General features: G+C 26.6%; 9 protein-coding genes. 7 read left to right on the top strand and 2 right to left on the bottom strand.

Annotated features, from left to right (window positions below; translation table 4 throughout):
- Window positions 1-11 precede the first annotated feature (11 nt).
- The 6 genes from SPLAT_RS01610 (at window position 12) to SPLAT_RS01585 (ending at window position 8,809) form a co-directional block, all read left to right on the top strand.
- Window positions 12-1,697, top strand: a complete 1,686-nt coding sequence (locus tag SPLAT_RS01610) for a septation ring formation regulator EzrA (protein WP_168104665.1) — start codon at window positions 12-14, stop codon at window positions 1,695-1,697.
- 50 nt (window positions 1,698-1,747) lie between these two features.
- Complete coding sequence (gene thiI / locus SPLAT_RS01605) at window positions 1,748-2,935, top strand: tRNA uracil 4-sulfurtransferase ThiI (RefSeq protein WP_168104664.1); 1,188 nt, start codon at window positions 1,748-1,750, stop codon at window positions 2,933-2,935.
- A gap of 74 nt (window positions 2,936-3,009) precedes the next feature.
- On the top strand, window positions 3,010-6,072 hold the full coding sequence (locus SPLAT_RS01600) for a DNA polymerase III subunit alpha (protein ID WP_168104663.1): 3,063 nt from the start codon (window positions 3,010-3,012) through the stop codon (window positions 6,070-6,072).
- Between the two features lie 45 nt (window positions 6,073-6,117).
- Window positions 6,118-6,873 (top strand): M60 family metallopeptidase, encoded by a 756-nt coding sequence (locus tag SPLAT_RS01595; RefSeq protein ID WP_168104662.1) that lies wholly within the window; start codon window positions 6,118-6,120, stop codon window positions 6,871-6,873.
- Between the two features lie 7 nt (window positions 6,874-6,880).
- The gene (locus tag SPLAT_RS01590) at window positions 6,881-8,155 is read left to right on the top strand and encodes a M60 family metallopeptidase (protein ID WP_308699569.1); all 1,275 of its coding nucleotides are present in this window, start codon (window positions 6,881-6,883) and stop codon (window positions 8,153-8,155) included.
- 219 nt (window positions 8,156-8,374) lie between these two features.
- On the top strand, window positions 8,375-8,809 hold the full coding sequence (locus tag SPLAT_RS01585) for a hypothetical protein (RefSeq protein ID WP_168104660.1): 435 nt from the start codon (window positions 8,375-8,377) through the stop codon (window positions 8,807-8,809).
- A gap of 56 nt (window positions 8,810-8,865) precedes the next feature.
- Here the strand turns inward: SPLAT_RS01585 and udk are convergent, their stop codons facing one another.
- Together udk and ruvX are read right to left on the bottom strand one after the other, a co-directional pair.
- Window positions 8,866-9,495 (bottom strand): uridine kinase, encoded by a 630-nt coding sequence (gene udk / locus SPLAT_RS01580; protein WP_168104659.1) that lies wholly within the window; start codon window positions 9,493-9,495, stop codon window positions 8,866-8,868.
- Entirely contained in the window at window positions 9,485-9,937 is a 453-nt protein-coding gene (gene ruvX, locus SPLAT_RS01575; protein WP_168104658.1) for a Holliday junction resolvase RuvX, read from the bottom strand. The genes udk and ruvX overlap by 11 nt, the downstream gene beginning before the upstream one ends.
- Before the next feature lie 214 nt (window positions 9,938-10,151).
- On the opposite strand from ruvX, the gene SPLAT_RS01570 reads away from it, so the two are divergent.
- Window positions 10,152-12,290 (top strand): hypothetical protein, encoded by a 2,139-nt coding sequence (locus tag SPLAT_RS01570; RefSeq protein ID WP_235083232.1) that lies wholly within the window; start codon window positions 10,152-10,154, stop codon window positions 12,288-12,290.
- The last annotated feature ends 17 nt before the right edge of the window (window positions 12,291-12,307 follow it).

Below are 12,307 nucleotides of genomic sequence, written 5' to 3'. Positions count from 1 at the left end.
TTGGAGGCACTATGATAATTGATTTTACTACTACTAAAATTCTTTTTCTAACAGTAATAATTTTACTTTTCATTGTTTTGATTACATCCACAATTATTCTTATTATCATAAGTAATATTAAAAATAAAAAAAATCAAATCTTAAAAAACTTAGAATACTGCCAAAATATTAATCTAAAAGATCGTTTAAAGCGTATCAATGGAATCATCAAAACAAATACCCAATATGAAAATATTTTTAATATATGAATTAATCGCTATCAAAAACTATTAAAGCAAGATTGTCAAAAAATTGTTAAGGATTTTTGAAAAATTATTGACTTAGAAAAAAATAAGGATTATGTTGCTCGAAATGAATTAATTAAAATAACTTTTGTTGCTAGCAACAAAACTAAAGAACAAACTAAAAAATTACTAATTGAAATTGATTACTTTATTAGTATCGATCAATTAATTCGTGAGTATCAATTATTTTTCAAACAAAACTTTAACTACTTACAAAGTGAAATTATTAAAATCAACTTACAAAGTGAAATTAACCAAGAGCAACTAACAGAAATTATCAATGTTTTAGAAATTAAATTTAAAGATTTAGAAAACTTTGTCAACCAAGCACAATTTTCTTTTGTTATCAGTACCTTAAGTGAAATTGCTATCGGAACAACAGTACTAGCAGAAATTTTAGTTAACCTACCAAACTTAAGCCATCAAGTCTATCATTTAATTCCAGCACGAATCAATGCCATTAAAAAGCAATTAGAATACCAATCTTATGATCACAATTTAATTATTAGTTTTAGTGTTTTAGAAGCAAACATCAATCATAAGTTACAAGTAGCTAAAAAATTAATCAATAACTTACAATACAAAAAATCAAAAAACGAAATTAAAGAAATTCTCTTTGCTTTAAACAAATTTAATACTGATCTAAAAGAAGAAGACAATTTTAATAACATTTTTTCACAATACTATCAACAATTCTTAGATTTATCATTAAATCTTAATCACGTATTCGATAACCTTAATCAAGACTTTGACGATCTTGATCAAACACAAAATGGCATCCAAAATGGTAACGAGGTAAATAATTTAAAAAATATTATTTATCAACAAATTAGTATCATCACCGATATCCAGAATGAAATCACGATTGAAATAGAAAAAACCGATAAGGATTTAACTTATCAACAACTACTAATGCTTTTAAGAGATTTACTAGAAAACAATATTATTGCTTTTAATAGTCTAACAAAATATAATCAATTACTAATTGAAGAAATTAAACCTAAACTAATTATTTCTTCTTCACTTAACAAATTAAATTCAACAATGTTACAAGTTGAAAACATTCTTTCTAACTTTAAATACAAATATTTATCAAGTCAATACAATCAAATGTTTCTTAATTTAGAAGATAAAATTAAAAATTTAACTGATACTATTGAAAATAATGTTGATTTAGATTTAAATGTAGTTATCAAAGAATTAAATTTATTACAAAATCAAAGTTTTCAATTATATCAACAAATTAAAATTGCCATTACTTTTTATCAATTATCCAATGCAACTTTAGTTTATGCTAATCGCTATCGTCAAGATAATGAACAAGCTAATTTCCAATTTCAAAACATTGAAGAAAACTTAAAGCAACAAAACTATCAGCAAGCTTTAGTTAACTTAATAAATTTAATTCAATAGCATAATTATCTAATTATGCTATTTAATTTAACTATTAAATAGGAGTCTTCATGGAAGTAACAAAAGTAATTATTATTCATTACGATGAATTAGTATTAAAAGGTAAAGTAGTACGATTTAACTTTATTAAACAATTAAAAAATAATATCAGTAACAGTTTAAAAGAATTTGATAGTTTAAAATATCAATCTTCTTTTACTCATATTGAAATTAGCAATTTTAAAATTAGTGAATGAGAAGGAATCAAAGAAAAATTAAGTCAAATTTTTGGTATCAGCAATTTTTCTTTAGTCTCAAAGTTTCCAAAAGATTTTGATCTAATTAAAAGCAGCATTCTTGATCTAATTGCTTTAGAAGCAATGCAAGTAAAAACTTTTAAATTAATGGTCAAACGAAATGATAAATCATTTAATTTTTCTTCAAGAGCAATGATTGAAGAACTTGCAACAATTATTCTAACCAACACTAAATTAAAAGTTGATGTCCAAAATCCAGAATTAAAAATATTTTTATCTGTCAACACTGATGCAATTTACTTTTATACCAACAAAGTTGAAGGGGCAAAAGGTCTACCTGTTGGTAGTTCTGGTCGAATTCTTCTACTACTTAGTGGTGGAATTGATTCTCCTGTTGCAGCATGAAAACTTATGAAAAGAGGATTAGAGGTAATTTTTTTACACTTTGCAACACCTCCAGTAACAAGTGAAGAAGCTTTAAACAAAGTAAAAGATTTAATCAGAATCTTAAAACCTTATAACAACAATAAATCTAATTTATACATATGTGACTTTCTAACACTGCAAAATGAACTAATGCATACCTCTCTATCTAGTTATCGTATTACTTTAATGAGAAGAATGTTTATTAAAATTGCTAATCAACTATCAGACAAACTTGGGATCATTGCTATTGCTACAGGCGAATCAGTTGGTCAAGTTGCCTCTCAAACTTTAGCTAGCATCAATGTCATCAATCAAGTTTCTAATGTACCAATTCTAAGACCTTTAATTACTGATGATAAATTAGAAATCATTAATCTTGCTACTAAAATCAATACCTATCAAACTTCGATTCTACCATTTGATGATTGTTGTTCACTATTTGTTCCAAAAAACCCAACTACCCAACCAAAATTAGAGATAGCACAAAAATTAGAACAAGAATTACAAGAATTAATTAACTTAGAAGAATTAATTAAAATAACTACTGACAAAATTATTGCTACAACTATTTGCTAAGCAACAAACAAATAATTATTAGCACTTATTTTTAATATTTATGGAATAATAATATTATATATATTGGAGGTAAAATGAAATATCTAGTTAATTTAAATGTTCATTCTAATTATTCATTTTTATCTTCAAGTATCAAACTAAAAGACTATCTTTCTTTTGCAAAAAAAAATAATTTAGCAAGCTTAGTTCTCACAGATAGCAATGTCATGTATGGTGCTTACGAATTTTATCAACTATGTCAGCAACATAACATTAAACCTATTATTGGCCTTGATTGTCAGTGAAAACATCAAGATATACTAATTAACCTTAGTCTTTTAAGTATTAACTATCTAGGTTACAAAACTTTAATTAAAATCAGCACTTTTTTAAATACTAAAAGTCCTTTTCTAACTGATTTAGAAATTGCAGCAGAATTAGTTGCTAACTCTAATCTAATTGTTATTATTAAAGTTGATGAACTAGAACCAACATTCTTAAAAGAAACTTGAAATATTATAACTAAAAATCCAGATGATGAAACTTATTTTGGTGTGACAGAAAATAATATTAAAAAAATATCTGATCTAACTAAGCTAACAAAAAAAATTCTTGCTACTAATTTAGTTGAGTATATCAACTCAGAAGATGCTGAGATTCTTCAAGTTCTAACAGCAATTAAAGATAACAAAATTTTGAAAACTAATGAATTAGTTAAATCTGGTTCTAATTATTATAAAAATGAAGTAGAACTAAAAAAAGTTTTCCCTGATTGAATTTTAGCAAATAACGAAATAGTAATTAGTAAATGTAACCTAGACCTGCCCAAACTAACAAATCAAGAAAAATTACAGCAACTTCCAAAATTTAGTACTCCTAACAGTACTAGTACTAGTTACTTAAAAGCATTATGCAAAGAAGGTTTAGAAAAACGCTTCAAAAGTAAAACAATTAATCAAGCATACATCACAAGACTTCTTTCAGAATTAGCTATTATCAATTTAATGGGTTTTAATGATTATTTTTTAATTGTGCAAGATTACATCACTTTTGCAAAAAAGCAAGGAATTATCGTTGGTCCTGGTCGAGGAAGTGTTGCGGGTAGTTTAGTTGCTTATGTACTTGAAATCACTGATGTTGATCCAATTAAATATGATTTAATTTTTGAACGTTTTTTAAATCCTGAAAGAACTTCATTACCTGATATTGATATTGATTTTCAAGATGAAAGAAGAGAAGAAGTAATCCAATATCTAGGTCAGAAATATGGTCTAGAACATGTTAGCCATATTGTTACTTTTCAAACAATTGCTAGTAAAATGGCAGTAAGAGATTTAGGCCGTGTTTTTAACATTAGCCTAGAAGAAATTAATGAAATCAGCAAATTAATTCTAACGCAATATAATTTTGATTTATCGCAAGCTATTACTGCTTCACCAAAATTACAACTTTATGTCAAGAAGTATCCTATGATGTTTGATGTTGCTCAAAAAATTCTTGGTTTCCCAAGACAAACAAGTACTCATGCTGCAGGGATTATTTTAGCTAATCAACCTTTAGTTAACTTACTTCCACTACAAACTGGATTCAATAATATTTTTCAAACTCAATATGCAATGCAAGAATTAGAATCTATTGGTCTGATTAAAATGGATATTTTAGGTTTAAGAAATCTAACAATTTTAAATAAAATTTTAGAGCAAGTAGAAAAATACTATAATATCAAATTAGATTTAAATCAAATTCCTTTGAATGATGCAAAAACTTTTAAAATCATTGCCAATGGTGACACAACAGGTATTTTTCAACTAGAATCGCAAGGAATGCGTGAAATTTTAAAAGCAATGGAGCCAAATAACCTAGAAGATATCATTGCAACAACATCTTTATTTCGCCCTGGTCCACAAGACTATATTGAAACATACATCAGAAGAAAATTAGGAAAAGAAAAAGTAACTTACGTTACTTTAGATTTAGAACCTTATTTAAAATCAACTTATGGGATTATTGTCTATCAAGAACAAATCTTGTTAATCTTACAAAAAATTGCAGGATTTACACTAGCTAAAGCTGATTTAATCAGAAGAGCAATTAGTAAAAAAGATCTGAAAGTAATGAATCAACAAGAAACTTTATTTATTGAAAGCGCTTTAAAGCAAGGTTACAATCAAACAACTGTAAGCAAAATTTGAGATGATATTAAACAATTTGCTGGTTATGGTTTCAATCGTTCTCATGCTGTTGCTTACACCTTAATTAGTTACTGATTAGGATATTTAAAAGCTAATTATCCTCTAGCATTTATGTCATGTTTACTAACTAGTGCAATTGGTAATGATCAAAAATTAATTCAATACTTACATGAATGTCAAAAATACAACATCAAAATCTTTCCACCTGATGTTAATAAGTCAAATGCTGAATTTATGATTGATAAAAAAAATAATGCCCTAATTTACAGTTTACAAGCAATTAAACAAATGAGTCTAAATGCTTGTCAGCTTTTAGTTACTGAACGTGAAAAAAATGGTTTATTCACTGATTTCTTTAATTTTTGTGCACGAGCAATCTTTGTTGGCCTTAATCGTAAAAATATTGAATATTTAATTGCTGCAGGAGCCTTTGATGAACTTAATAATAATCGAACAACGCTAATAAAAAATTTAGATAATGCTTTTAAATATGCTAATATTGTTCAAATTAAAGATTTAAATACAAAAATAGTCAGTTTAAACTTAAAATTCCAAGCACCTATTCTCATAAGTTATCCTAATAATTGAAATGCTAACAGTATCAATGAATATAAAGCTTTAGGACTTTATTTAAAATACAATCCAGAAAAAAAATGAAAAGCAGAACTAGACAAGCAGAATCAAACAATTAGTCTAACTGATGTTAATAATTATGTTAACCAAACAGTTAAAGTAATCTCAAAAATTATCTCTGTCAAGACAATCAAAACAAAAAACAATCAACTTATGGCATTCTTAATGGTTGAAAATAATAATATCATGGCCGATGTTACTGTATTTAATAATGTCTATCAATATTATCAAGATAAATTACAAACTAATAAAGTTGTTTTAATGGAAGTAAAAGTCGAAAATTATCAATCAAAAATTAAATTAGTTCTGAATAAAGTTCTTAATAGTCTATAATATAAGTATAAGCAATTTTTGTCTCAAAAAAAGGGGGATTTATTTATGAAAAAATTATTAGCAACAATTGGATTAGTTACTCTTAGTGTTCCTACATCATTAAGTGTTGTAGCTTGTGGTAACAAAGAAGTACCTAGTGAAATTGATAATCCTGAAAATGTAAAAGTCAATCAACTAAATCAAGATATTACAAATCAATTTAATGATTATGCCAGCATTGAAAAGAATATTTTAGCAAGTGAAAATCGAAGTCTTCAACATTCATTTCTTAGACCAACTGGTTATTTTTTAGAAAAAGATAAAGAATATCAGATTCAAATTAATAAAAATGCAGATAGTAATGATTTATTATATCTTGCTATTGGTCAATATGGCGACTACAAAAATTTAAATGATGGCAAAAATGTTGGATTCGAAAGTTATCAAATTGTTGGAGAAAATTTAACTGTTACTCCAAAAATTTCTGGAATGCTATACTTAAAAGATTACCGATTTACTAATAGTGTATCAATCGTAAGTATTAGTAAAAATGAGCCAATAAAAGTTCCAACATTTATTATTGATGAATCTAATCAAACAGATTTTTTTAATCAAATACTAGAAACAAATTCACCTTTTGTTGAAGTTGTTGGTAATCATGTTTTTGGAACATTTCAAACTGAAATGTTTAAAAAAGATGTGATAAATGCAAAAGATGTAAATATAAGTAATACTGTTGAATCTTGAGATCAAATTTGAAAGTATTCAAGTGAACTATATGGACTAAATGAAAAATATTCAGGAGTAGCAAAAAAAGTATAACCAATTTATTCATATTACTAATCCTGATAATGGTGTTGGTTATGCTTCTGCAACTAGTTATCGAATTACTTTTCAAAATAAAAGTGGTGCAGGTAAAAATTTATTTGTTAGAAAACCTGATAATCAATGAGGATTATGACATGAGATCGGTCATACTTATCAAACTCCACAATATAAATGATCTAATTTAACAGAAGTTACAGTTAATATAAGCGCTTTATATGTACAAAAATTTATTGCTAAAACAAATAACTTAGAAAGTGCAAGTAATATCGCAAAAGTAAAAGCATTTTTAAATTCAAATGATCCAAATAAAGATTTCAATAACGAAAAAGACGGATTTGTAAAATTAACAATGTTTTGACAATTACAAATGGCTTTTGGAGATAACTTCTATCCAACGTTATCACAGTTTTATCGAACTAATTTATCAATCAGCAATATGCAACAAGATTTTATTAAGATAACATCAAAAATAACAAATCGAAATCTAACACCTTTTTATCAAAAATGAGGGATTAAAATAAATGATGACACTAAAAAAACAATTGAACAATTGCCTTCACTAGAAAAAAATATTTGAGAAAACATAATTAATGGCACTAAAGAACCTGTTGTTGAGTTAGAATTACCAGAATATCAATTATCAACACTTAAATATGAAATTACATCAAAAAAAGCAGTTAATTTTGGAACAAAAATTGATGATACTAACATAAATGAATTTTTGGATATTTCAGAAAATAATAATATCCTAGCCGATAAAATACAATTAAATTGAATGAACTATTATATTAAAGAAAATCAATATTATATCCAAACAAACATTATTGTAAAAGATGATAATTTATTATCTAATTCTTATATCTACTTCATACCAGTTTCTTTTGAAGATACAATCAGTTTTATTGGGTACGCTTATTATCAACGTGGATTAATTGGATTAAATCAAGCAACAAAAACAATTTTATTTAGAGGTACTGGTACATTGATTGATGCAAGCCAAAATAAAGAAACAGAATATTATGATATAACTATTAAAAATCAAAACCGTGAAATTGTTAAAAATATTACTTTAAAAGCTGGAGATAATTTTAATAATGTTCTTAATGCTAATAAGTTATGAGAAATTCCATATGAAGAAGGTTTTATAATTGAAGTTAATACTCACTTATCAAACAAAGCCAGAATTTTTAATTCTGAAAAAAATACTTGAGTAAGTAATAATAAAAAATACAGCGAATATGTAATTTCAAATGATAAACTAGTTGTTGTAAAATAATTATTTAAAATATAATCTTCAAATTAAAAATATTAAAACCTAGTAAATTTTTACTAGGTTTTTTAAATAAATTTTAATTATTGCTAGATAAAATAATTTTCTGAGATTAAAATAAAAAGGGTAGAAATATAAAAATATATTTAATATATTTTTGTTTCAAGCATATTTTTAATGAAAGGGTTATCTTTAAGTTAATTAAAGATATTAAGGTATAAAAATATGAAAAAATTATTAGCAACAATGGGGGTATTAGCAATTGCAACTCCTGCATCAGTAAGTCTTACTAATTTAAATAGTACTACACTAGTTTCTACACAAGCTACAATTGAAGAACAAATAGTAGAAGCAGTAAAAGCAAACATCGGTAGAATCCCAGAAGAAGCACTAACAATTTATGAAATTTTAACAGTAAACCAATTTATAGAAGAAATTGCTTCAACAATTCCATTTCTTATGGCTTTAGTTCTACCTTCAGAATTATTAGATCAATTTGATCTTAGTTTAGTTCAAACTAACAATATCACTTTAGATGGTAAAGAAATAACTGATGAAATTTTACAAACAGAAGGAAAAAAAGTTACTGAGATTAATTTTAATTATGGTTCAGTAAAAAATGAAACTATTAGTCTAAATTTAACATTTAATTTCAATTAAAAAACTTTATCAACTAAAAAGTCTGATCAAATGCATTTGATCAGACTTTTTTACTTTTATTTAATTAAAGCTTTAATTTTTGTTGCAATAATATCAATTGCAACAATATTATGAAAATCAAACGGAATGATGATGTCAGCAAAACGTTTTGTTGGTTCAACAAAAGCATCATGCATTGGCTTAACAGTTGCAGTATACTGTTCTAAAACACTATCTAATGTTCTACCTCTAGTGTTGACATCGCGAGCAATTCTTCTTACTAACCTAATATCACTATCAGTATCAACATAAATATTAATTGTTGCTTTATTACGAATTTCTTGATTTTCTAAAGCAAAAATTCCATCAAAAATAATCACATCGCCAGGCTTAATAATTTTTACTTTCTTACTACGACTATTAACCTTAAAATCATAAATTGGTTCTTCAATTTCATTTCCTAATAATAATTGTTCTAAATTATGAATTAATAGATGAAAATCAAAAGCATTAGGATGATCAAAATTAGTTTTCTTTCTTTCTTCTCTACTTAGATGACTTAAATCTTTATAATAGTTATCCATTTCAATAAAGATAACATCCTTGCCTTTACATGCTTCAGCAATTTTTTTTGCAACTGTTGTCTTACCTGAAGCGCTTCCTCCAGCAATTGCAACTAAATTAACTTTATGATTTTTATTTGTCATTATCTTCTTCCTTTCTTTGCTTTTGAAAATTTATCTTGTCAAAATAAGTTTGCAAGATAATTGTTGCTGCAACCTGATCTTTTTTTTCTTTTCTCGCTTTTCTACTCAAATCAGCTGCAATTAAAACTTGATTCGCACTAAAAGTTGTTCTTCTTTCATCTAAAAGAACAATAGCAATTTCACTATCAATTTTTTCTTCTAACATTTTTTTAAATTGTAAAACAGTCTCAGCACTTTCTCCAATTGAACCATTCATATTTAGTGGATAGCCTAAAATAATTTCATCGGGCTGATATTCTTTAATTGCTAACAAAAGTCCCTGCAAAGCCTGATCAAAATCATTTTCTTTAAATCTTAAAGTTTTTCATGGTGAAGCAATTAGCCCTGTTCCGCGAGCTAATCCTAAAGTCTTACTTCCTAAATCAATTGCTAAATATTTCATATTTTTATTATACCTTAATTTGTTTAAGTAGTAATTATTAAAATAATTAAAAATTTAAATAATTCTTGCCCCCCCCCCCCCGAGAAAATGATAAAATAATTTTGAAAAAGTAAAATTAATAAAGTTTTTTTAATAAAAGGAGGAATATGCTATAATTTATTAATTATAATTTTAAATATAATAGAAATAGAAATAAAAAGGAGAGAAATTGAAAATGAATTTTAAAAAAATGTTAGCATCAATTGGTTTATTAGCTATTGCAGTTCCAACTTCGTTAAGTGTTGTATCTTGTGGTTCAGATGCACCAACAGCTAAAATCAGTCTAGACACAGTGATTAAAATTACTGAAGTTGCTAGTGATGCTACTGAAACAACAATCATCGACAAAGTTTTAGCACTAAATCCAGATTCTAAAGTAAATAAAACAGACCTTGAAGTTAACTCTTTTGTAGCAGCTCAACCTGGTACAAAAGGATCAGCTAAAATTGCTGCCAAAAAAGAAAGTACATTCACAGGCGAAGTAAACATCACAATCAAAGCAGCAGACAAAATCAACCTAGACACAGTAATCAAAAATAAAGAAGTTGATGGAAACACTTCTAATAATGAAACTAAAGTACTTCAAACAATCGAAACAGCTAATCCAGAAGTAAAAGGTAACATCCAAATCAAAAACTTCAAAGCAGCTACACAAATAGCAAACGGATCAGCAACTGTTTTTGCAAAAGAAAATACTAAGTTTACTGGCGAAGTAAACATTTCTATTAAATCTCTCAACAAAACTCAATTAAGTTCTGTAATTAAAATTACTGAAGTTGCTAGTGATGCTACTGAAACAACAATCATCAACAAAGTTTTAGCACTAAATCCAGATTCTAAAGTAAATAAAACAGACCTTGAAGTTAACTCTTTTGTAGCAGCTCAACCTGGTACAAAAGGATCAGCTAAAATTGCTGCCAAAAAAGAAAGTACATTCACAGGCGAAGTAAACATCACAATCAAAGCAGCAGACAAAATCAACCTAGACACAGTAATCAAAAATAAAGAAGTTGATGGAAACACTTCTAATAATGAAACTAAAGTACTTCAAACAATCGAAACAGCTAATCCAGAAGTAAAAGGTAACATCCAAATCAAAAACTTCAAAGCAGCTACACAAATAGCAAACGGATCAGCAACTGTTTTTGCAAAAGAAAATACTAAGTTTACTGGCGAAGTAAACATTTCTATTAAATCTCTCAACAAAACTCAATTAAGTTCTGTAATTAAAATTACTGAAGTTGCTAGTGATGCTACTGAAACAACAATCATCGACAAAGTTTTAGCACTAAATCCAGATTCTAAAGTAAATAAAACAGACCTTGAAGTTAACTCTTTTGTAGCAGCTCAACCTGGTACAAAAGGATCAGCTAAAATTGCTGCCAAAAAAGAAAGTACATTCACAGGCGAAGTAAACATCACAATCAAAGCAGCAGACAAAATCAACCTAGACACAGTAATCAAAAATAAAGAAGTTGAAGGTGATTTGTATAACGATGAAACATGAGTTCTTAATCAAATTATTTTTTTAAATAATGATGTAACAATTGAAGATGTTGAAATCAAAGAATTCAAAGCAGCAACAATAAGTCAGTCTGGATCAGCTAAAATTACTGCCATCCCAGAAAGCAATTTTACTGGTGAAGTTTCAATTACAATCACAAAATTGACAGCAACAAAAAAAGGTTTAAATCGTATCATTATAAATAGAGTAATTGATAGTAATACTAATAATACCGAACAATCTGTTCTTAATGAAGTTCAAAAACAACATTCCGAATTAAACAGCGCAAATATTAGTATTAAAGATTTCAAAGCAGCAACCAAAGAAAACTTTGGTTCAGCAACTATAATTACTAAACCAAATAAGACAATTGAAGGTGAAGTTGCAATTGTAATTAGCAAAATAGATCCTGCTTACAATAACATAATTGAGAATCTAAAAAATGCTGAAACAAAATCAGCAGCAAAAAAAGATGCATGAATTGCTTTCTTTGATTATAAAGAAAAACAATTTATAGAAATTTATGGAAATGGTTTATTAATCGCAGATCTAGATGGAACAACCGACGAAAATGTATGAAGATTCATCTTTTGAGTACTTGCTCATCAAAGACAAGAATTAATAAATCAAGATATTGAAATGGATTATAAAGACCTTGATAAAATCGTAAGTAATTCAAAAAATGTTTGAGATAAAGATCAAGAAACTGTACTACATAGTGGAACCTATACTGTAGTATTTTGAGATAATTCTACTCATGTAATTCAACTTAAAGACTTTAAAATGTTTTATGAATTAAATAAGCAATAATAATAATTTTATTAAAA

Origin of the sequence: Spiroplasma platyhelix PALS-1 (assembly GCF_021496725.1) — a bacterium.
GTDB lineage: Bacteria > Bacillota_I > Bacilli_A > Mycoplasmatales > VBWQ01 > Spiroplasma_D > Spiroplasma_D platyhelix.
The sequence above is the reverse complement of the archived record's forward strand: the minus strand, read 5'-3'. Positions and strand labels throughout refer to the sequence as shown.